Here is a 22,688-nt window from a genome sequence, read left to right on the forward strand (position 1 = left end):
ACATCGCATGACCGTTCTCCTGATCGACGACGACCACGAGGTGCTGGACGCCAGCCGCCAGACGCTGGAGCTGGAAGGCTTCGCGGTGGAGGCGACGGCCCGGCCCGAAGACGCCCTGGACCGGCTCGGCCCGTCCTGGCCGGGCGTGGTGGTGACCGACGTGCGCATGCCCGGGCTGGACGGCTTCGCCCTGCTGGAGCGGGTGCGCGCCGCCGATCCGGAGGTGCCGGTGGTTCTGGTGACCGGGCACGGTGACATCGCCATGGCGATGCGGGCGGTGCGCGGCGGCGCCTACGACTTCATCGAGAAGCCGGCCGAGCCCGGCCATCTGGTCGAGGTGGTGCGCCGCGCGCTGGAGCACCGGCGGCTGGTGCTGGAGAACCGCAGCCTGCGCGCGCAGCTCGCCGGCGGCGGCTCGCTGGAGGCGCGCATCATCGGGCGGTCCGCCGCCATCGAACGGCTGCGCGCCGCCGTGGCCGGGCTGGCCGACGCGGAGGTGGACGTCCTGCTGTTCGGCGAGACCGGAACCGGCAAGGAACTGGTCGCCCGCAGCCTGCACGACGCCGGGCGCCGCCGGGCCGGCAACTTCGTCGCGCTGAACTGCGGCGCCCTGCCCGACACCATCATCGAGAGCGAGCTGTTCGGCCACGAGCCCGGCGCCTTCACCGGCGCGCAGGGGCGGCGCATCGGCAAGCTGGAGCACGCCGACGGCGGCACGCTGTTCCTCGACGAGATCGAGAGCATGCCGATGCACCTCCAGGTCAAGCTGCTGCGCGTGCTGCAGGAGCGGGTGATCGAGCGCGTCGGCGGCAACCGGCCGATCCCGCTGGACCTGCGCGTGGTCGCCGCCACCAAGGTCGATCTGCTGCGGCTGGCCGGGGAGGGCAAGTTCCGCGAGGATCTCTACTACCGCCTGAACGTGGTGACCGTGCCGCTTCCGCCCCTGCGCGAGCGGCGGGAGGACGTGCCGCTGCTGCTGCGCCACTTCCTCGACGCCGCCGCGGCCCGGTCCCGCCGCCCGGCGCCGCCGGTGGACGCGGCGGCGCTGGCCCGCCTCGCCGCCCATGGCTGGCCGGGCAACGTCCGCGAGTTGCGCAACGTCGCCGAGCGCATGGCCCTGGGCCTGGGTGACGGTCTGGCGGGCGGACCGGTCACCGGGGCGGGCGGCGGCGGGATCGAACCCCTGGCCGAACAGATGGACCGCATCGAGAGGCAGCTCGTCGAGGACGCGCTCGCCCGCTGCGGCGGGCGGGTTGGCGAGACGGCCGACAAGCTGGGCATCACCCGCAAGACCCTGTACCTGAAGATGCGCCACCACGGCCTCCACCGCGGCGACTTTGCCGAGGAGTGAGGGCCAAGGAAGGAGAATGGGGGACGGTCAGTTGGGCTTCGTCCCGCCGTTCGGTGCGTTCCAGCCCTGCCGTTGTCTCTTGAACTCCTCGTAGGACTGGTCGGCCATCCCGCGCAGCGAGCGCCCGATCGCCGCGTATTCGTACTCGTTCAGATTGGCCAGCGAGACGCGGGCGGCCGGCTGCAGGGTGCCGAAGCCCTTGCCCGGCAGCAGGACGATGCCGGTCTCCGCGGCGATGCGGAACAGCATGTCGTTCGGAACGAAGTTCGCCTTCACCCAGGCCGCGTAGTCCGGGCCGTAGAGCTTCAGCGCGATGTCCTCCAGATCGAGGAGCGTGTAGTAGTCCACCGCGTTCGGGTCGGACTGCGTCGGCAGGCCCAACTCGCGGTACAGGGCGGCTTCGCGCCGGCGGATGACCTTCTTCAGCTCGGCCTTGTAGCCGTCCTGCTCGTCCATCAGGGCGAACAGGGAGAACAGCACCATCTGCACCTGCTGCGGCGTGGACAGCCCGGCGGTGTGGTTCAGCGCCACGGTGCGGCTGTCGGCGACCAGCCGGTCGATGAAGCGCAGGCCGCGCACGTCCGGAACCAGCGAGCCGTAGCGGCGGTCGAGCGCCGCCTTGCGCTCCTCCGGCAGGCCGGCGATCCGCTGGTCGCAGACGTTCTGCTTGTGCGTGGCGATCACCCCCAGCCGCCATCCCGTCGCCCCGAAATACTTCGAGAAGGAATAGACCAGCATGGTGTTCTCGGGGCAGACGGCGAACAGCGACCGGAAATCGTCCGCGAAGGTCCCGTAGACATCGTCCGTCAGGATGATCAGGTCCTTCCGCTCGTTCTTCACGATGGCGGCGATGCGGTCGAGGCTGCGGTCGTCCATCTTGACCGAGGGCGGGTTGCTGGGGTTGACGCAGAAGAACACCTTGACCGCCGGGTCCTTCAGCTTGTCCAGCTCGGAGTCCGGATACTGCCAATGGCTGGCCGGGTCGGCGTTGATGGCGACCTCCGTCAGCCCGTACTCGTCGAGTTCCGGGATCTCGATGTAGGGGGTGAAGACGGGCAGGCCGATGGCCACCTTGTCGCCCCGCTCGACCAGCCCGTTCTGCTTCATCGTGTTGAAGATGTAGGTCATCGCCGCGGTGCCGCCCTCGACCGCGAACAGATCGACGTTGCCGGTCGGCAGGAAGCCGCCGACCATCTCCTTCACCAGATAGTGTCGGACGATCTCCTCGCTGATCGCCAGCATGCGCGGCGGCACCGGGTAGTTCGCCCCCAGCACCCCCTCCACCATCTCATGCAGGAAGCCGGAGCCCGGCAGGCCGAGCTGGTCGCGCACGTAGCTCAGCGCGCGGCCGAGAAACACGACGCCTTCCTGATCGCGGTGCTCCGAGACGTAGCGTTCGAACCGGCTCTCGATGCCCTCGATCCGCGGCAGGCCGCCGACGCCGTTCGGCATGTAGGAGAAGGACAGCTCGGCCTCGGCCACGGCGAACAGGCCCAGCCGGAAGAAGGCCCGGCGCGGCAGGGTCGCCAGGAAGTTCGGGTTGCCGCGCCCCGCGTTCAGCATCAGCCGGTTCTCGCGGCCGGAGGCGAGCTTGATCAATTCGTCCTTCAGTTCGAAGGGACTGAGCTTCGCGTATCGGCTGTAATCGACAGAGTCCATCAGGGGATCTCCTCGCATGGATTACACGAAGGCCACCACCAGCGGCCCCAGCAGGGTCAGGAAGACGTTCGCCAGCGCGTAGGTGATGGCGAAGGGAACGGTCGGGATGGAGTTGCCGGCCTTGTCGAGCACCTCGCCGAAGGCGGGGTTGGCGCTGCGCGACCCGGAGAGCGCGCCGGCGAAGATGGCCGCGTTGTCGTAGCGCAGCAGATAGCGGCCGACGAACAGGGTGATGATCATCGGCACCAGCGTCACGACCACGCCGACCAGGAAGATGCTCAGCCCGCTCTCGACCACGGTGCTCACGGCCTGCCGGCCCGATTGGAGTCCGACCACGGCGACGAAGCCGGCCAGACCCAGGTCGCGCAGCAGCGTGGAGGCCGGCGTCGGCATGTTCCCGATGGCGAGGTTGCGGGTGCGGTACCAGCCGAACAGCAGACCGGCCAGCAGGGCGCCGCCGCCGCTGCCCAGCGTCAGCGGGATGTCGCCGATGCGGATGACGGCCAGACCGACGAGCAGGCCGAGCGCCAGCCCCAGCCCGTGGTAGATGAAGTCGGTCTTGTCGCTCGTGATGACCTCCGTCCCCACCGACGCGGCGACGCGCTGCACATCCTCCGCGGTGCCGTAGAGCGTGGCGACGTCGCCGGCTTCGATCACCGTGTCGGGAGCGAGCGGCAGCGGCCGGTCGCTCCGCTTGATGCCGGTCACATAGACGCCGTGGTACAGATTGGCCGAGGACGCTTTGCGGATCTCGGCGACGCTGCGGTGCACGAAGGCGGGGTTGGTGATGGCCACATCGCGCACCAGCATGATGAGGTCCATGCCCTGCGAGGACTGAAGCTCCGGGCCGAGCCGGTCGGCAAGACCGACGACCCCGGCCCGTCGTCCGACCAGCAGCACGACGTCCCCGGCCTCCAGCCGCAGGTCCGGCTGCAACCCGATCAGCGCGTTGTTGCGCTTCACGCGCTCGACGCTGACCGGACCGTCGGCGGAGTCCGCCTCGATCTGCGCCACCGTCCGCCCGGCCGCCCGCTCGATGCGGTAGAGGCGCCCGACCAGGGGCGGCATGGCGTATTCCTCGCCCCGCGCCAGGAAATGGGCGCCGGCCAGCATCGCGGTTTCCGCCTTGATGGCGTCGTCGCGGATGCTGCGCTTCATGATCCAGGGCAGCAGGTTGACGCAGACCAGGATGGCGCCGAAGGACCCGAAGATGTAGGTGACGGCGTAGCCGACCGCGACGTTGCCCTGGAGGCGCTGCACCTCCTCCGCCGGCAGCCCGAGCTTGCCGATGGCCGAGCTGGCCGTGCCGATGATGGCCGACTGGGTCAGCCCGCCGGATGCGATGCCCGCCGCCAGACCTTTGTCGAGGCCGGTCAGGCGGGCCATGATCACGACGGTGACCAGACCGCTGACCGCCAGCACCGCCGCCAGGATGATTTCACGGATCGACTGCCGTCCCAGCGATTGAAAGAACTTCGGGCCGCTTTCAAAGCCGACCGCGTAAATGAACAAAGCGAAGAGAACGGCCTTGACGCCGTTGTCGATGGACACGCCGATCTGGCTGATCACCACGGCGACCAGCAATGATCCGGCGACGCCGCCGAGCTGGAACTTGCCGAATTGAAACTTACCGATCCAATAGCCGCCCGCCAGGGAAAGAAATAACGCAATTTCCGGAGCTTGATTGACGATCGAGTGAAGCCATGACATGCGGAATCCTTTGAAAGATTTCTTCCTGTGCGCATCGCCGATCGGGGGAGATGATGAAGTGAAATAGTAATGTTGCTCAACGGTCAAGGCGCGCCGTTTTGTTCAATGCAAGACAATCTTTTTTGGAATATGGTGATGTTTGCGCAGAAATATCGGCTGTTTTGTTTCTTGTCAGAGGCTTATGGAGCTGGCTTGGCTGGATGATTTTTTAAATATTTTGTGTTCATCGCCGATGTGCCGGATGAACCTATTCAAGGAGAGGTTGGATACTTGGAGTGGCGGTAACGCTTTTGGCCGCGGCGTCGCCTTCTTTGCGGCCGGGCGTGGCGGATCGCCGATCCGCCGTGGAGCGCGGCGAGGCCTGGGGGCTGGACCACCCCTGTTCCCGCCGTTACCCATCGTCCCCGGCCGATGTTACCGGTCTTACCCATCCTCCCGGCGCAACCCCAGTAAATTCGCCTGCGAACGGTCTGGCACGCGGATTGCTGAATGAGCCTGCAGAAAAAACACTGGGAGGAACCATCCTATGTCTCGCACGCTGCACGGCGTCGCGGCCGCCCTGGCCGTCCTGCTCGCTTCCAGCACCGCCGCCTTCGCCCAGGACCCGTCGGGCAAGCTGGTCGTCGTCACCTCCTTCCCGAAGGACCTGACCAGCGCCTTCCAGCAGGCCTTCCAGAAGGCCTACCCGAAGGTCACGCTGGAGGTTCTGAACCGCAACACCAACGCGGGTGTGAAGTATCTCCAGGAGACGGCGTCGAACAACGGCACCGACCTGTTCTGGGCCTCCGCCCCCGACGCCTTCGAGGTCCTGAAGGGCGCCAACCTGCTGCAGGCCTACAAGCCGAAGGTCGAGGGCATTCCGGAGAAGGTCGGCGCCTACCCGATCAACGATCCGGATGGCATGTACGCCGGCTTCGCCGCCTCGGGCTACGGCATCATGTGGAACAGCCGCTACATGAAGGCCAACGACCTGCCGGCCCCCAAGGAGTGGTCGGACCTCGCCAAGCCGGTCTATTACGACCATGTCGCCATCTCCGCCCCGTCGCGCTCCGGCACCACGCACCTGACCATCGAGACCATCCTCCAGGGCGAGGGCTGGGAGAAGGGCTGGCGGACCAACAAGGAGATCGCCGGCAACTACCGCACCATCACCGAGCGCAGCTTCGGCGTGCCGGACGGCGTGAATTCCGGCAGCTTCGGCATCGGCATCGTGATCGACTTCTTCGCGCTGTCGTCCCAGGCCTCGGGCTTCCCGGTGGAGTTCGCCTATCCGACGGTCACCACCATCGTGCCGGCCAACATCGGCATCGTGAAGAACGCTCCCAACAAGGCCGCCGCCGAGACCTTCGTCGACTTCATCCTGTCGCCGCAGGGCCAGGAGGTCCTGCTGCAGCCGGCCATCCGCCGCCTGCCGGTCAACCCGGCCACCTACGCCAAGGCGCCGGCCGACTACCCGAACCCGTTCGAGGACACCTCGCTGGGCTCGCAGGTGAACTTCGACGTCGAGGTGTCGCAGGCCCGCTACAACGTGGTGGACGCGCTGTTCGACCAGCTCATCACCTTCCAGCTCGACGGGCTGAAGGCGGCGACCCGCGCCATCCATCAGGCCGACGCCGCGCTGGCCAAGAAGCCCAACGACAAGGCCAAGGCGCTGCTGGCCGAGGCGCGCGACCTCGTCGCCGCCATGCCGGTGACCGCCCAGGAGGCCGCCGACCCGCAGCTCTCCGGCGCCTTCACGGTGGAGCGCAAGAGCGCCACCGACGCCGTGCCGGAGCGTCAGGCCCAGGTCGAGCAGAAGTGGGCCGCCTTCGCCAAGGACAACTACGCTGCCGCCCGCAAGAAGGCCGAAGAGGCCCTGGCGCTGGCCCGCTGACCCGAGCGTGACGGGAGGGGCGCCCCGCGCGGACGCCCCTCCCCGCCTTCTCCCCCGATACCATTGGGCTGAACCATGACGTCTCTTGCGCTCACGCGCGAAAGCATCGCGCGCGTGCGGCCGGGGCCGGCGGTGGCGGCTGTGCTGATCGCGCTGTTCCTGCTGCTGTTCCTCGTCGTGCCGGTCGTCCAGGTCATCTTCGTCGCCTTCCAGGACAAGACGACCGGGGCCTTCACCCTGATCAACTTCGCCGACTTCTTCCAGAACGACCTGTTCATGCGGTCCTTCTGGAACTCCTTCTACGTCTCCGCCATGTCGGTGGTGGTGGCGAGCGCGCTGGCCCTGCCGCTGGCCTATCTGACGACGCGCTTCGAGTTCCGCGGCGCCGTGCTGATCCAGAGCCTGGGCATCATCCCGCTGATCATGCCGCCCTTCATCGGCGCCGTGGCGATGCAGCTGCTGTTCGGGCGCAACGGCACGGTCAACCTGCTGCTGCGCGACCATTTCGGCATCTCCATTCCCTTCATGGAGGGGCTGAACGGCGTCATCTTCGTGCAGAGCATCCACTATTTCCCGTTCATCCTCATCAACCTGTCGGCCAGCCTGAAGAACATCGACCGGGCGATGGAGGAATCGGCGCAGAATCTCGGCTGCCACGGCTTCCGGCTGTTCCGCCGCATCGTCTTCCCGCTGGCCATGCCGGGCTACGTCGCCGGCGCGTCGCTGGTCTTCATCAAGGTGTTCGACGACCTCGGCACGCCGCTGCTGCTCAACGTCAACGACATGCTGGCGCCGCAGGCCTACCTGCGTATCTCCTCCATCGGCATCGCCGACCCGATGGGCTACGTGATCTCGGTGGTGCTGATCGTCTGCTCGCTGCTCGCCCTCTGGGTGTCGGCGCTGGCGATGAAGGGCAAGGACTACGCGACCGTCCAGCGCGGCGGCGGCGGTCTGGCGCGGCGGCGCATGAAGCCGCTGGAGCTGGTGGCGGCCTACGCCGTCGTTCTGCTGATCCTGGTGCTGGTGCTGGCGCCGCACATCGGCCTGACGCTGCTGTCCTTCGCGACGATCTGGTCCTTCAGCCCGTTCCCCGACGCCTTCACGATGAAGCATTACGGGACGGTCTTCCTGGAGAGCGGCCAGTACATCACCAACACGCTGCTCTACGCCTCGCTGGCCGCACTGCTCGACGTGGTGATCGGCACGGCCATCGCCTATCTGGTGCTGCGCAGCAAGCTGCCGGGCCGGCAATGGCTGGACTACATCGCCATGGCGGCGCTGGCGGTGCCGGGCGTGGTGCTGGGCATCGGCTATCTGCGCAGCTTCTACGACGTGCCCATGCCCTTCACCGGGCAGCCGCTGTCCGGCTTCTGGCTGATCCTGGTCTTCGCGCTGGCGATCCGCCGCCTGCCCTACGCGCTGCGCGCCTGCACGGCGGCCCTGCAGCAGGTCAGCAACTCGCTGGAGGAGGCGGCCGAGAATCTGGGCGCCACCAAGCTGCGCACCATCAGCCGCGTGGTCGTGCCGCTGATGTCCGGCGGCATCCTGGCCGGCTTCGTCACCAGCTTCGCCACCGCGGCGGTCGAGCTGTCGGCGACCATCATGCTGGTCCATTCGCAGAGCGACGCGCCGCTGGCCTACGGCCTCTACGTCTACATGCAGTCGGCGGCCGGGCGCGGTCCGGGGGCGGCGCTGGGCGTCTTCGCCGTCGTCATCGTCGGGCTGGGCACCTACCTGTCGCACGTCATCATCGAGCGGGGCCGGCGCGAGCGCGGCCAGGACCATTGAGGGGAACCGCCACCATGAACCATCAATTCTCCCCCGCCTCCCTGGCCGCCGGGATGCAGAGCGTCGGCGTCCGCATCGACGGCGTGGACCTGTCCTACGGCAGCCACCGCGTGCTGAAGGACATCCACCTCGACATCAAGCCGGGCGAGTTCTTCGCCTTCCTCGGCCCGTCGGGCTGCGGCAAGACCACGCTGCTGCGGCTGATCGCCGGCTTCAACACGGCGCAGCGCGGGGCGGTGACGATCGGCGGGCGCGACATCTCGGGCCTGCCGGCGCACAAGCGCGACGTCGGCATGGTGTTCCAGAGCTACGCGCTGTGGCCGCACATGACGGTGCGCCGCAACGTCGCCTTCGGGCTGGAGGAGCGGCGCGTGCCGCGCGCGGAGATCGAGCGGCGGGTGGACGCGGCGCTCGACCTCGTCGGGCTGAAGCATCTGGCCGACCGCCGTCCGTCGCAGCTGTCGGGCGGCCAGCAGCAGCGCGTCGCGCTCGCCCGCACCATCGTGATCGAGCCGAAGGTGCTGCTGCTGGACGAGCCGCTGTCGAACCTGGACGCCAAGCTGCGCGTGCAGATGCGCCAGGAGCTGCTGAGCCTGCAGCGCAAGCTGGGGCTGACCACCATCTTCGTCACCCACGACCAGGAGGAGGCCAACACCATCTGCGACCGCATCGCGGTGATGGAGGACGGCATCGTCCAGCAGGTGGGCACCCCGCAGGAGCTGTACGACCACCCGGCCAACCTGTTCGTCGCCGGCTTCCTCGGCACCGCCAACGTGCTGGAGGGGCAGGTGCGCGCCGTGGACGGCGGGACGGCCTTCGTCATCGGCGGCGGCGTGCCGATTCCGCTGCCGCACGGCGTGGAGCCGGGGGCCGAGGGCAAGCTGATGTTCCGGCCGCAAAATCTCTTTATCCGCCAGGACGGCGGGCCGCCGCGCGCGGGCCATGTCCGGCTGATGGGCGTGGTGCGGCACCGCGAGTTCCTGGGCGCCTCGATCCGCTACGCGGTGGACATCGGGGGACAGCAGGTTCAGGTTGACGCCCCGCACCAGGCCGGCGACGCGCTGCTGCCGACCGACACCCCGATCACCCTCGACCTCGCGGCCGACAAGGCCCGCTTCCTGCGCCGATAGGAGTCGCATTCCGGTGACCAGCCTTCCCAACCGCACGTCCTTGCGTGCCGTCGCCTTCGACCTCGACGGCACGCTGGTGGACAGCGCCGCCGACCTGATGCACGCCTCCAACGCCCTGCTCGCCGAGTTGGGCCGCCCGCCGGTCGATCTGCCGGCGGTGCGCTCCTTCATCGGCGACGGGGTGGCCAAGCTGGTGGAGCGGGTCCTGACCGCCACCGGCGGCCTGCCCGGAGCGGAGGAGACGGCGGCCCACACCCGCCGCTTCCTCGCCATCTACGAGGCCGACCCCAGCGCCCACAGCGCGCTCTATCCCGGTGTCGCGGAGACACTGACGGCGCTGTCCGCGGCCGGGCTGAAACTGGGGGTGTGCACCAACAAGCCGATGGCGGCGACCCGGCGGCTGCTCGCCGACCTGGGCATCGCCGATCGCTTCACGGCGGTGGTCGGCGGGGACAGCTTCCCCACCCGCAAGCCCTCGCCGGAGCCGGTGCTCGGCCTGCTCGCCCTGATGGATGTCCGGCCGGAGGAGACCGTCTTCGTCGGCGACAACGAGCATGACGTGGCCGCCGCCCGCGCCGCCGGGGTGGCGCGGGTGCTGGTGCTGCGCTACGGCTACGCGCGGGTGCCGCTCGACAGCCTTCCCCACGACGGCATTCTGGAGCGCTTCGGCGACCTGACGGGGGCGCTGTCGGCGGCCTCGGCATGCTGAACCGTCTCGTCTTCTGCCGGCATGGCGAGACGGAGAGCAACGTCGGCGGCTGGCTGGCCGGGTCGCGCGACGTGTCGCTGACCGAGCGCGGGCGGGCGCAGGCCCATGCCGCCGCCACGGCGCTGGCCGCCCAGGGAAGCCCGGTCGCCGCCATTCACTCCAGCCCGCAGCGGCGCGCGCTGGAAACCGCCGGCGTCATCGGCGCGGCGCTGGGCCTGACGGTGACCGTCGTCCCCGGTCTGGAAGAAAGGCGCTGGGGCGATCTGGAGGGGGGCGCCGTCCCGGCGGACCTCCTGCGCGAAGAGGTGCCGGGCGGCGAAAGCCTCACGGCCTTCCAGGCCCGCGTCGCCGCGGCCTTGGAGGGCTTGCCGGTTCCGGCGGACGGTCGTCCGCCGCTGGTGGTGGCGCACGCCGGCACGTGGCACGCGCTGTGCCGCTGGCTTGGCCTCGCCCCGGACACGCTGTGGCCGCCCAACGCGATGCCCGTGACGCTGGAGCGCGCCGGGGTTTTTGAAAGCGTCGGGACGCCGGTCAGCGGATCTCGATGAGGTCCGTCAACTCGCGCACGACCAGCTCCAGGCTGTCGGCCACCGCCTCGCAGGACACCCGTTCCTCCGGGGTGGTGAAGTCGGCGGAGCGCAGGGTGGCGATCTGCTCCTTCAACCGGCCGATGTAGGCGATCAGCTTTTCTTCCATGCCCGGACCCCGTGGCGCGAGAGGCTTCCCACTACGATAACAGGGGACCGGGGGCTTTGGCGCCCGGATTCTCCGCCGATGGGCGGATACCGGCACCAAAGCGCCATCGTCAGGGCCGTCACAAGGGCTTGATGCCCTGCCGGTAGGTGAACAGATCGGTCTTGTCATACGCCGTCTTCACCTGCCGCAGCCGGGCGTAGTTGCCGCCGTAATAGGCGCCCGACCAGTCCTTCAGGGACGGGTCGGGGAAGTTCTGGAAGGCGCCCGCCGCCTTGGTGGCCGTATTGACGGTGGCGTAGAACCGCTCCTGCCAAGCCAGATTCTCTTCCACCAGGGACTTCGGGTCCTTCCGGTTCCACCAGTTCACCTCGGAGGAGAACAGCCAGTCGTAGCCGCGGTGGACGTAGGCGGTCGCGTCCGCCGCCATGGCGTTGACCTTGCCGCCGACCTGGAAGAACTTGAAGGCGTTGGCCATGCTGGTGCCCGGCATGCGCTCGGCGAGCCGGATCATGGCGGCGACGGACTCGGGCGTGATGTCCGCCGCCCTCATGTAGGAGGATTTCTCCTGATAGAAGTAGGGATAGGTGAACTCGCTCAGCAGGTCCTGCGCCGGCCAATAGGCGATGTCGCGGTCGATCCGCGTCTTCGACGCCTTCTCCAGGACCGGGCCGATGATCGCCTCGACCGTCGTGCCGCATTTATGCAATTGGCCGAGGATGGAGACGGTGAGCCGCGGATCGGCGCTGCCGCGCGCCGGCTTGGTGACGTTGATCTTGCTGCCGAACTCCGGCGGCGCCTCCGCCAGACGGGTCAGCAGGGTGTGGAGCACCTCGCCCACATCCGTGGTCCAGGTGATGTCGAAAAAGGTGACGGTCTCAACCGGGAAGGTGCGCAGGGTGAAGGACGTGTTGATCCCGAAATTCCCGCCGGCACCGCCGCGGCAGGCCCAGAACAGGTCGCTGCCGTCGCCGCTGTCCTGGATGTCGGCATGCAGCGCGCCGTCCGCCGTGACGATGCTCGTGGCCTGGAGCAGGTCCGACCCCATGCCGAACATGCGCATGTTGAAGCCGATGCCGCCGCCCAGCAGGAAGCCCGCCGCCCCCACGGTCGTGCAGCGCCCGTGGGTGACGGTGCGGTTCAGCCGTTCGAGCGCTTGGTAGACCATGCCGTTCAGGGCGCCGCCGCCCACCTTGACCAGCCCGTCCCCACCGGGCAGGGCGGTGATGGCGCTGAGGGGCGTCATGTCGATGAGCAGGCCGGGGGTGGTGGAGAAGCCCGCGTAATTGTGCCCGCCGCTGCGCACGGCGAACCGGGCGCCGTGCTTTTTCACCCAGGCGACGCAGGCCTGCACGTCCGTCTCGCTCGCGCAACGCGCGATGGCGATCGGAAGCGTCCGGAAACGCAGATTGTTCGGTCGGGCGTAATCGTCGAAGAACGGTTCGTCGGGCAGCACCACACCGCCCTGAACCGCCCCGGCCAAGTCCCTGAGCGCCGAGGCCGCGATCCGGTGGTCGCCGGAATCCGCGAGCGCGGGGAAGGGGGCGACGCTGGTGAGCGCCGAGGCGGCGGCGAAACGGCCCGCCCCGACCAGGAACATGCGGCGGCTCGGCTGAACGGCGCTGAACATTGGATTCCCCTCCCACGGACATTTATGGGAGTATGTACAACTTTTTGGGAATTTCCGGAAGGCGTCTGCTTCTTAACAGCGATCAGCGAAAGGGAGGGCCGTCGCTGCAGGTGTGATTCGTCGGGTTTGCCCGTTTGAACCGGCGGCGTTTCGCTTGCGCAAAACACGGTCGCAGCGCGCCGTCGAGACGCCGGATCGAGTCAAAGACATGGGAGAATGGAGCGCAGCGTCCGGATTCGGCCAGTGTGGCCGGAACACCATCTCCTCGAACCAGACCTTGAGGAAAATGGTGCCCAGGGACGGAGTCGAACCGCCGACACGGGGATTTTCAGTCCCCTGCTCTACCAACTGAGCTACCTGGGCGCCGCTGCGTGCGGGGGCGTCTTATAAGAAGAAGCGGAGCGCTTGTCCAGCGCAATTCGACACCCGTTCAGAAGAGATTTTTCCAGACCGGTCAAGCGCGTTTGGGGGGCGCTAACCCGAAAGTGGTCATACCAGTTTTGACCTGAGTCATGGTCCCTCACCCATGGCCGGGGGATAGTTTCCCTGCCGCGCGGACAGGACCGAAGCGCCGCCCGGCCATGACCGATTTTCCGTGCGTGCCCCGGATGCCGGTGTCTGAAGGGCGTCAACCCGCCCGCATCCGCTGTCCAGGACCGGCCCGAAGGGGCTGGCGGCGCGCCAACCGCAGAGGCGACACGATATGCCCGTCACCACGCTTGCAGACCTCAACGACCTCGTCCTCCGCGTCCGGGAGGCGCAGAAAGTCTACGCCGGCTTCCCGCAGGAGACCGTGGACCGCATCTTCCGCAGCGCCGCCCTGGCCGCGGCCAACGCGCGCATCCCGCTGGCGAAGCTGGCGGTCGCCGAGACGCGCATGGGCGTGATGGAGGACAAGGTCGTCAAGAACCACTTCGCCTCCGAATACATCTACAACAAGTACAAGGACGAGAAGACCTGCGGCATCCTCGAGGAGGACCCGGAATACGGCATCATGACGATCGCCGAGCCGGTGGGGCTGATCTGCGCCATCGTGCCGACGACGAACCCGACCTCGACCGCCATCTTCAAGGCGCTGATCAGCCTGAAGACGCGCAACGGCATCGTCTTCTCGCCGCACCCCCGCGCCCGCAAGGCGACCTGCGAGGCCGCGCGGATCGTGCTCCAGGCGGCGGTGGAGGCCGGCGCGCCGCCGGACATCATCGGCTGGATCGACGAGCCCTCGGTGGAATTGTCGAACGCGGTGATGCACCACCCCGACATCAACCTGATCCTGGCGACCGGCGGGCCGGGCATGGTCAAGGCGGCCTATTCCTCGGGCAAGCCGGCCATCGGCGTCGGCGCCGGCAACACCCCGGCGGTGATCGACGAGTTCGCCGACATCAAGCGGGCCGTCGCCTCCATCCTGATGTCCAAGACCTTCGACAACGGCGTGGTCTGCGCGTCGGAGCAGTCGGCCATCGTCGTGGACGCCGTCTATGACGCGGTGCGCGACCGCTTCGCCCACCATGGCGGCCACATCCTGTCGGCCACCGATGCCGACGCGGTGCGCAAGGTGCTGCTGAAGAACGGCGCGCTGAACGCCGACATCGTCGGCCAGTCGGCCGGCGCCATCGCCGCCATGGCCGGGGTGAGCGTTCCCGCCCACACCAAGGTGCTGATCGCCGAGGTCGAGGCGGTGACCGAGGACGAGCCCTTCGCCCACGAGAAGCTGTCGCCGACCCTGGCGCTCTACCGCGCCCGCGACTTCATGGACGCCTGCGAGAAGGCGGCCGCGCTGGTCGCGCTGGGCGGCATCGGCCACACCTCCGCCCTCTACACCGACCAGGACCAGCAGCCGGAGCGCATCCGCCATTTCGGGCAGGCGATGAAGACGGCGCGCATCCTGATCAACACGCCCTCCTCGCAGGGCGGCATCGGCGACCTCTACAATTTCCGTCTGGCGCCGTCGCTGACGCTCGGCTGCGGTTCCTGGGGCGGCAACTCGATCTCCGAGAATGTCGGGCCGCAGCACCTCATCAACCGCAAGACCGTGGCGAAGCGGGCCGAGAACATGCTGTGGCACAAGCTGCCGAAATCCATCTACTTCCGCCGCGGCTGCCTGCCCTTCGCGCTGGAGGAGCTGCGCGGGAAGAAGCGCTGCCTGATCGTCACCGACCGCTTCCTGTTCGAGAACGGCCACGTCGACGAGACCGTGCGCATCCTCAAGGGGCTGGGCCTCGCCGTGGAGACCTTCTTCGAGGTTGCCGCCGATCCCACCCTGGCGGTGGTGCGGCGCGGGCTGGCGCTCGCCAACGCCTTCCAGCCGGACGTCATCCTGGCGCTGGGCGGCGGCTCGCCGATGGACGCGGCCAAGATCATGTGGGTGATGTACGAAGCGCCGGACGTCGCCTTCGAGGATCTGGCCCTGCGCTTCATGGACATCCGCAAGCGCATCTACACCTTCCCCAAGCTGGGGGTGAAGGCGCAGTTCGTCGCCGTCCCGACCACGTCCGGCACCGGGTCGGAGGTGACGCCCTTCGCCGTGGTGACCGACGAGCGCACCGGCATCAAGTACCCCATCGCGGATTACGAACTGACGCCGACCATGGCGATCATCGACGCCAATCTGGTGATGGACATGCCCAAGGGCCTGACCGCCGCCGGGGGCATCGACGCGGTGACCCACGCGCTGGAGGCCTACGTCTCCGTCCTGGCGAACGAATACACCGACGGGCAGGCGCTCCAGGCGCTGAAGCTGCTGAAGGAGCATCTGCCCTCCGCCTACGCCAACGGCGCCAAGGACCCCAAGGCGCGCGAGCAGGTGCACAGCGCCGCCACGCTGGCCGGCATCGCCTTCGCCAACGCCTTCCTCGGCGTCTGCCATTCGATGGCGCACAAGCTGGGGGCGGAGTTCCACCTGCCGCACGGCGTCGCCAACGCGCTGCTGATCGCCAACGTCATCCGCTACAACGCCGCCGACATCCCGACCAAGCAGACCGCCTTCAGCCAGTACGACCGACCCAAGGGCGTCGCCCGCTACGCCGAGATCGCCCGCCACCTCGGCCTCGGCGGCAGCCGCGACCATGAGCGGGTGGAAACGCTGGTGGCCTGGGTGGAGGAGCTGAAGCGCACGCTGGACATCCCGGCCTCGATCCAGGCCGCCGGGGTGCCGGAGGCGGAGTTCCTGGCCCGGCTCGACGCCATCGCCGAGGCCGCCTTCGACGACCAGTGCACCGGCGCCAACCCGCGCTTCCCGCTGGTCGCGGAAATCCGCCAGCTCCTGCTCGACAGCTACTACGGCCGCGCCTACGCCGAGGGGGCGGAGCGGGCTCCGGAGGCCGGGGCGGAGCGCAAGCCGGTGGCGCTGGTCCGTTCACGCTGACCCCGTCACACTGATTCACGCCTGACAAGGGCCGCTTGGCGCCGGGGAACCGGATGCCGGGCGGCCCTTTCTTTTGCCCGGAAAAAAAGCCGGTCTGCCGAAGACTTCACGCCCTGACGCCATGAAACGTCGATTGGCTGTGAACCCATTGTCCGAAACGGCGGCAGGTGATTCCGGTCATGATTCGATCCTATCAATCCGATTACCGCCATCGCGGCCACGCGATGCATGCATTCGTCTTCAAGGTCCGGCGCTCGCGGAATACACGGCACGGCTTTACCAGGGAGGCGGTGCGATGACTTTGCCGGCCTGTGGCTCGTTGGACGAGATCCTGCACCCGGCCTCGGCCGATTTCCGCAGCCTGCCGGACCTGATCGGCGGGCTGATGGACCGGCTGGCCGACCGCGCGCCGCTGCGCGGCGGGGCGCTGTGGCTCCAGGACATGGGCACGCTGGTGCTCGCCCAGGACCGGGCGGGCGGCCGCCTCTGCTGGACGGCGGATGGCGATCCCAACGACGCCGCGGCCGATCCGGAGGCGGTGGTGGTGCCCATCACCTACGCCGATGCGCCGGTCGGCGAGATGCGGCTCGTCCTCGACCGTGCGCCGGACGGCGCCGCGCCCGACGCCCCCATCCTGCAGGACGTCGCCCGCCAATGCGGCTATCTGGCCAAGCGCTACGAGGTGCGGCGCTGGGCGGAGCGGCGGTTCGGCCGGCCCCTGATGATGGTCGGCATGAGCCGGGCGCTGCGCGAACTGGACGTTTTCCTGGAGCAGGCCGCCCACAGCGCGCTGCCCGTCCTGCTGACCGGGGAGTTCGGAACGGAGAAGGCGCAGCTCGCCGCGGCGATCCACGGCTGCGGGCCGCGGCGCGACGGCCCCTTCGTCCAGGTCAACGGGGCGGACCCGGCGGGGACGCCCGCCGACTGGTTCGCGCGGGCCGCCGGGGGCACCCTGTTCCTCAGCGGCGTCGACGAGATGACGCCGGCCCTGCAAGGGCAGATCGTCCAGCACATGCCGTCCCAACTCGGCCAATGGCTCGACGCGCCGGACGGCTGGACGCTGTCCGCCACCGGGGCGGCCAACGGGATCGGGGGGCCGCGGGTGATCGCCTCGACCACCGCCGACCTGCGGCGGCTGGCCGATGAGGGGCGCTTTTCCCGCCCGCTGCTGGCGGAGTTGGACTTCCTGTGCGCCACCGTGCCGCCGCTGCGCGACCGGCCGGCGGACATCGAGCCGCTGGTCGTCGCCGCCCTGGAGCGCCATGGCGGGCGCGCCGACGAGACGCGGACCGACGAGCTGATCGCCCTGTGCAAGGCCCATAGCTGGCCGGAGAACCTGTTCGAGTTGGAGCGGGTGATCGCCCGGCTGGCCGTGATGACCGGCGGCCGGCCGATCCGCCACGGCGACGTGCGCCGCCACGCCCCCTGGATGGTCGGCGGCGCCATGCCGGCGGACCCCGCGTCCGCGGTTCATCCGGTTGGGCATCCGGAGCCCGCGCCGGCCGTCCCGTCGGCTTCCTCGCCCGCCGACCACTGGGTGCGCTGCGCGCTGACCCGTGACCCGGACGCCCTGGCCCGGCTGCACGGCGGTCTGCGCAAGGCGCTGGTCTTCCTGGGCGAGCGCTTCGCCGACCCGATCACGCTGGACGAGCTGTCCCGGCAGGCCCATGTCAGCCCGTCCCACCTCAGCTACCTGTTCCGGACGGAGCTTCACACCTCCTTCAAAGGCTTGCTCGGCCGCATCCGCATCCACAAGGCGCGCGAGCTTCTGGCCGCCGAGCGCCGGCTGCCCATCACCGAGGTGGCGATGAGCGTCGGCTACGGCGACCTCAGCCATTTCGAAAAGAGCTTCCGCCGCCTCGTCGGGGAAAGCCCGCGAGAATTCCGGCGCAACCTGCCGGGAGCCGGCCGGCGCCCCTGAATCGGCCCGACGGAGGGAGGGCATGGGGGCCGAGTCTCGCCTTCACGTCTCCTGCCGGCAAAACGTCCGATGCGTACGAGAACGCTCATTGCTGTGCCTCCGCTTTCTAGGCTTGGCGCTCCTCGATCCCGGTATGCCAATTCCGGGCTCCGGGACGCCGCCGGTCTCCCGGATGCGTCAACGGCCATCGGCAAGAGCTTCTACGTGGTTTTTTTCTGGTCGGCCTTCTGGCTGGTCTCACAAAACAGGTGAAGATATGGAAAACTACAATGTCGGTTTTATTGCGGTCGCGAGTCAGAAAGTTATACTGAGTCGTCTTGGAAATAAAGATATTGATTCATATTTAAAAAAATCGTTCGAAGAAGGAAAGGATAACACCGCTCTACTTAAATATTTTATAGAAAATTTAGGATACAATAAGTGTGGTGTAATTAGATTGCTTAGATATATTGTTTATAGTCCTCTTCCTAAAGCGGCGCTTCAAGCATTGGCATCCGTCTATGCTGGTCATTTCGCGATTTTTGCCGAAAAAGAAATTCCTGGTGAAGCCCCCAAGCGAACGGTTGCCGGTTTCAATCCGGCATCGCTGTTGTGCTCTATGTGGCAAGAAGGCGATCTTAAGAAGGGTGGTTCTATCTCCGGTAAATGGTACGACGACGGGGGGATGTTCGAGGACACTTCCAAGCGCGTGATTTCCATTTCTGTCTCAAAAGCGGTTTACGAAATATTCTTGCATGAAATAGAATGTCTGCAGAATAACAAATCACATTTATTTTCTAAATCAGGTGTTGGTGGAGAGATGTTGTATGGATGGTACGGGTTGGATAAGAGTATTAATAAATTTAACTGTGTTACTGCTGGAATAGAGGCAGTGTCAATAATTCTAGAAAATAAAATAAAACCAAACCTATCAAAACATGCCGGAGTAGAAATTTTGAGCGGTGTGGTTATTAGAATGAATAAGGTTGCAAATGATCTTGTAGATGGTAATGCAGGCACATTAACTTGGATTTATTTGTCTATGCAGGAAACAGGGTTTCTGATTGATGATAATGTGATTTTAGAAAGTATTGTTGATTCGGCAATGAAGAGAAAAACGAATTCCATTAGGGGGGAAACCATGCATGCGAAACCGAAATTGTAAATTGTCTGTGAGACAACGTCGCCCCGAAAGATTAATTTCTTTCGGGGCGACGTTGTCTTGATGAATGGAAAACTCGCCGACAGACGGTTTTCTGGGGTTGCGCTGTGCAGCCGGAATCTCACGCGGCCATGCCGACCAGCCGGATCGCGCCAGTCCCGCAGTCGAATACGGCGAAGCGCGCCATCCCCTGGGACAGGCCGGGATCGAGGCCCAGGATGTTGGACCATCGGCTGCTGAGGAGGTTCCAGAGGCAATCGGGCTGCGATCCGTACAGGGGCCGCCCGGCCAGCCACGCTGGGTCCAGGCCGATCCGGAATCGGTGGTCGGACAGCACGGTTTCCACCCGCTGGCGCAGCCTGTCCTGGAAGCGGCTAAGCGAATCCGCCGTTACGTCCTTGGCCGAGCCCGGGAAATCATCGAGCAGGGCCTGGTCCGCCGCCGTGAAATCGCTGCGGGGCAGCGGCGTGCCGCGCAGCGCCCGCAGCACCGCGTCGATGCGGTCCAGCGGCGTGTCGGGGTCCTGGAGAACGTCGCCGATCGGCTTCAGGCAGCGCAGGACCGACACCGCGTCCCGTCCGTCGGGATGGCTGGCGAGATGCTCGTGGATCGCCGCGTTGGACGCGGTCAGGATCTCGTCCAGATGCAGGCGGCCAACCGCGGCGGCGGTCATGGCCGCGACCTGCCTGTCGATGGCGTCGCGGACCGCCTCGGCGTCGCCTTGGCCCAGCGCCGGCCGGATGGTGTCCCACATCCCCCGGTCCATGATCGGCTCCAGGCTGTCGCCCAGCGTCATGACGATCCGGCCCTCGCCGGCGCACAGCGGGGCGAACACCTCCAGCATTTGGACCGAGAAGGGGAAATCGAGAACCACGGTCCGCGCCGTCCATCCGGACGCCATCAACGGCGCGACGACGCTCGCGGCTAGGGCGTCCGCCGTCCAGGTTCCGGGGGACAGCAGCGGCTCGCCGTCGGCGTTCCGTCCGCCGCTGCCCTGGTTCACGACGAGCAGATCCAAAGTCCGCCGCTCCTCCGCCCCGGTCGGGGACGGACCCAGCCGCTGCGCCGCATCGACCGGATTGTCGTGGAGGACGATCCGGACGGCGTCGTCGGGGTAGTAGCTCCGCGGGTAGTCGGCGGCGGAGCCCTGCGCCTGCTCCGCGCTGCTCAGCATCAGATGGCGGCAGCGCCCCTGGCGCAGCGCCGTCACCGACGGATCGGCGCCCTCCGGCGCTCCGCTGCGCAGGCTGATGGCGGTCAGGGCGTTCAGCGTGGCGGCGAGCCGGCTGCGGACGGCGCCGTCGTCGGTTTGCGCCAGGCTCTCGCGGACCGAGCGGATCGTGTCGGACAGGGCGGCGACCGGCAGCCCGCGGATCAGCGAAGGGGGCGTCCCGCCCGGCGCGGCCCCCGTCACCGCGAGCGTGGCCGCGACCGGCGCATAGCGCAGGAGGCCGAGATCCACCTCCTCGTGCCAGACGATGGCCAGCCGGCCGCCGTCGCGGACCAGCGCGAAGCCGCTGCGTTGGGCGGCGAGCCAATCCGCGATCCGCGAGGCGGCGGCGGTGAGCAGTTCGTCGGGCGGGCGCCCGGACGCGCCGTCCTGAAGCCGGATGTCGACGGGGGCGGCCGCCGCGCCGCTCCCTTGCCGTGGCAGGCCCTGCTCCAACTGCAGCGCCGCGGCCCAGGGACCCTGGATGACCGGCTGGACGTCCGGAGCGTTCCGCGCCTCCTCCGGGGAGGGCAGGGACGTCAGGCAGGTCAGCAGCGAGCCGGATTCTTCGAAGCGGTCGCGCAGGAAGGACGCGCGCTTCTCCAGATGGCTTTCCATGGCCCCCGACACCCAGAGACCGAATCCCACGGCGCTCGCGGTGGCCGTGGTCTCGTCGCTCCAGGCGCCTTTGTCCTTGGCCGCCTTGATGGCCGCCGACACCGTCACGGGCAGGTCGGCCAGATCCGCGTAGTTGGGAACCGCGGCGGCGAACCAGCCGTCGAAGGCCGTTGCCAGCGCCTTGTCGGTGGCGAGGCCGTAGCCCTGGCAAAACTGTTCCAGGATCACGACGAGGAGGCGGCGCGCCGCGGTGTCGCCCAGCCGGTCGATGGCCGTGAGGGACAGCGGGACCACGCCTTCCCGGATGCGGGCGCGGATCGCCGCGACGCCGTCCGCCGTGGCCTGGTCCTGCCCGGTCAGCAGGCCGTGCAGCCGGGAGATCAGCGCCGGAGCGGCGTTCCCGGGTGGGGGCGCGGAGCGGCACAGGGAATCGACCGCCCGCAGGGCCGAGGTGATGCGGTAGGCCGCCCCCGGCCGCGGCAGCCCGTCCTCGAGCCGGACGTCGCCGGTGAAGCGCCGCCATTGCTGTTGGAGGGCCAGGGTGCCGTGGCGCGGGATGGTCACGTCGACCAGCACGGCGGCGCAGCCGTTGCGCCCGTACTCCATGCCTCTCCGCCCGCCGCCGCGCGTCGCCGTCTCGTCGGCGCCGTCCGCCGCCGGACTGCCCGCGGGCGCCGCGCCGGCCAGCCGGTGAAGCAGCCCGTACAGCTCCAGCTTCAGCGAGAACAGGGCCATCACGAGGAGGTTGTGCAGACGCCGGAACAGCGCGAACCAGGCCGGAGCCGGCAGGCCGGGGTTGACGAGGATCCGGACGGCCCAGCCGCGGGGTCCCGCGCGCCCGTCCTCCAGGACGATGAGGCGGCTGTTTCCGGACGGATCGCTCTCCGCCACCCGCCGGGCCAGCGCCCGCAGGCGGTCGCACAGCCAGCCCGCCAGTTGCGGATAGCCGCCGTTGAGGAGGCGCGTCAGCACCCGGTCGGCGTCGGCCAGACGGTCCGCGGGAACCGGGCTGTCGGACGCGACCTTGAAGCGGATGGCGAGCTGGAGGCGGCAGGCCGCCTCGGCGTCGTAGGAGAGATGGACGCCCCCGGCGGCTAGCGCCGCGTCGCCCAGCCCATCGACGATCCGGGCGAGGCCCGCCATGATGGCTTCCACCGCGTCCCAGCTCTGCGCCGCCGCCATGTCCTGGTCGAGACCGCGAAGCTGGCGCCGCTCCTCCATGAAGGGGCCGGTTGAGAGGGACGTGCCACCCGCCTCGGCCGGTCCGGCATAAGCCTCGATCAGCGGCAGCAGGATGTCGCGGACGCCGCGCAGCCGGCGCGAAATGGCGTCGGACCCGATGGGCTGGCCGTCCTTCGCCGCGCCGACGATGCCCAGCGTCTGCTTCAGCAGGCGGCGGGCGGCGGTCAGCCGGTCGTCGGGAAGGGGAAAGCGCTCGCCCTCGTAGACCGCTCCGGGCGGCACGCCCAGCAGGGTCGGCGCCCCCTCTCCCGCCACGAACAGCCGCCCCATGGCGGCGGTCTCGACGGCGGTGCGCTCGCCGGTGGCGGCGATCCCGAAGGAGGACCCGCGCACCATCCGCAGCCAGTCGGACTGGGAGGGCTGGAGCGGGTGCACGGCGGCCGCGGTCCAGCCCTGCGCGGTATCGCGCTGGGAGGACGGGGCAACCGGCAGACCCAGCGCCAGCGTCGCGGCGGCGGCCACCGCGTCCATGCTCGCCTCCACCGGGGTGGCGGGTGGGGCGAAGGGCGGGGCTTCGGGCGCGACAACGATCAATCTCCGGCGCGTGCGGGACGGCATGCGGGATGTCCTTCGGCTCGGTTGGGGGCATGTGCGGAACGTGGCGGAAACGCTTCCGACCCGCGCGCGTCGGGGGACCGCGCAGCGTCGC

General features: G+C 68.1%; 14 protein-coding genes and 1 tRNA gene. 9 read left to right on the top strand and 6 right to left on the bottom strand.

Going from position 1 to position 22,688, the window contains the following annotated elements:
- Positions 1-7: 7 nt before the first annotated feature.
- A complete protein-coding gene (locus D3869_RS26185) occupies positions 8-1,351 on the top strand; it encodes a sigma-54-dependent transcriptional regulator (protein ID WP_137142701.1) in 1,344 nt (447 codons plus the stop codon).
- A gap of 27 nt (positions 1,352-1,378) precedes the next feature.
- Here the strand turns inward: D3869_RS26185 and D3869_RS26190 are convergent, their stop codons facing one another.
- Positions 1,379-3,010 (bottom strand): bifunctional aspartate transaminase/aspartate 4-decarboxylase, encoded by a 1,632-nt coding sequence (locus D3869_RS26190; protein ID WP_137142702.1) that lies wholly within the window; start codon positions 3,008-3,010, stop codon positions 1,379-1,381.
- 21 nt (positions 3,011-3,031) lie between these two features.
- On the bottom strand, positions 3,032-4,720 hold the full coding sequence (aspT, locus tag D3869_RS26195; RefSeq protein WP_137142703.1) for an aspartate-alanine antiporter: 1,689 nt from the start codon (positions 4,718-4,720) through the stop codon (positions 3,032-3,034).
- Positions 4,721-5,246: 526 nt separating this feature from the next.
- Between aspT and D3869_RS26200 the strand changes: the two genes are divergently transcribed.
- The 5 genes from D3869_RS26200 to D3869_RS26220 all read left to right on the top strand — a co-directional run bounded on the left by D3869_RS26200 (position 5,247) and on the right by D3869_RS26220 (position 10,768).
- Positions 5,247-6,593 (top strand): ABC transporter substrate-binding protein, encoded by a 1,347-nt coding sequence (locus tag D3869_RS26200; protein ID WP_137142704.1) that lies wholly within the window; start codon positions 5,247-5,249, stop codon positions 6,591-6,593.
- Between the two features lie 75 nt (positions 6,594-6,668).
- Entirely contained in the window at positions 6,669-8,381 is a 1,713-nt protein-coding gene (locus D3869_RS26205) for an ABC transporter permease (protein ID WP_114858614.1), read from the top strand.
- Between the two features lie 14 nt (positions 8,382-8,395).
- On the top strand, positions 8,396-9,511 hold the full coding sequence (locus D3869_RS26210) for an ABC transporter ATP-binding protein (RefSeq protein ID WP_247896040.1): 1,116 nt from the start codon (positions 8,396-8,398) through the stop codon (positions 9,509-9,511).
- Positions 9,512-9,524: 13 nt separating this feature from the next.
- Entirely contained in the window at positions 9,525-10,220 is a 696-nt protein-coding gene (gene gph / locus D3869_RS26215; protein ID WP_137142706.1) for a phosphoglycolate phosphatase, read from the top strand.
- Positions 10,214-10,768, top strand: coding sequence for a histidine phosphatase family protein (locus D3869_RS26220; protein ID WP_137142707.1), 555 nt, complete (start codon positions 10,214-10,216; stop codon positions 10,766-10,768). The genes gph and D3869_RS26220 overlap by 7 nt, the downstream gene beginning before the upstream one ends.
- Here D3869_RS26220 and D3869_RS33245 read toward each other — a convergent pair.
- The 3 genes from D3869_RS33245 to D3869_RS26230 all read right to left on the bottom strand — a co-directional run bounded on the left by D3869_RS33245 (position 10,752) and on the right by D3869_RS26230 (position 12,906).
- Positions 10,752-10,916, bottom strand: a complete 165-nt coding sequence (locus D3869_RS33245; protein WP_014199676.1) for a hypothetical protein — start codon at positions 10,914-10,916, stop codon at positions 10,752-10,754. The genes D3869_RS26220 and D3869_RS33245 overlap by 17 nt on opposite strands.
- Before the next feature lie 118 nt (positions 10,917-11,034).
- Positions 11,035-12,543 carry an FAD-binding oxidoreductase gene (locus D3869_RS26225; protein WP_137142708.1) on the bottom strand — a complete coding sequence of 503 codons (1,509 nt, stop codon included), beginning with the start codon at positions 12,541-12,543 and terminating at the stop codon, positions 11,035-11,037.
- 287 nt (positions 12,544-12,830) lie between these two features.
- Positions 12,831-12,906: transfer RNA gene (locus tag D3869_RS26230), tRNA-Phe, on the bottom strand.
- A 340-nt stretch (positions 12,907-13,246) separates the two neighbouring features.
- On the opposite strand from D3869_RS26230, the gene adhE reads away from it, so the two are divergent.
- From adhE to D3869_RS26250, 3 genes are all read left to right on the top strand, one after another.
- Positions 13,247-15,907 carry a bifunctional acetaldehyde-CoA/alcohol dehydrogenase gene (adhE, locus tag D3869_RS26235; protein ID WP_137142709.1) on the top strand — a complete coding sequence of 887 codons (2,661 nt, stop codon included), beginning with the start codon at positions 13,247-13,249 and terminating at the stop codon, positions 15,905-15,907.
- A 295-nt stretch (positions 15,908-16,202) separates the two neighbouring features.
- A complete protein-coding gene (locus D3869_RS26240) occupies positions 16,203-17,828 on the top strand; it encodes a helix-turn-helix domain-containing protein (RefSeq protein WP_247896041.1) in 1,626 nt (541 codons plus the stop codon).
- Between the two features lie 256 nt (positions 17,829-18,084).
- Positions 18,085-18,972, top strand: coding sequence for a hypothetical protein (locus D3869_RS26250; protein WP_137142711.1), 888 nt, complete (start codon positions 18,085-18,087; stop codon positions 18,970-18,972).
- 118 nt (positions 18,973-19,090) lie between these two features.
- Here the strand turns inward: D3869_RS26250 and D3869_RS26255 are convergent, their stop codons facing one another.
- On the bottom strand, positions 19,091-22,597 hold the full coding sequence (locus D3869_RS26255; RefSeq protein WP_137142712.1) for a hypothetical protein: 3,507 nt from the start codon (positions 22,595-22,597) through the stop codon (positions 19,091-19,093).
- Between the last annotated feature and the right edge of the window lie 91 nt (positions 22,598-22,688).

Source organism: Azospirillum brasilense, from assembly GCF_005222205.1.
Taxonomy (GTDB): domain Bacteria; phylum Pseudomonadota; class Alphaproteobacteria; order Azospirillales; family Azospirillaceae; genus Azospirillum; species Azospirillum brasilense_G.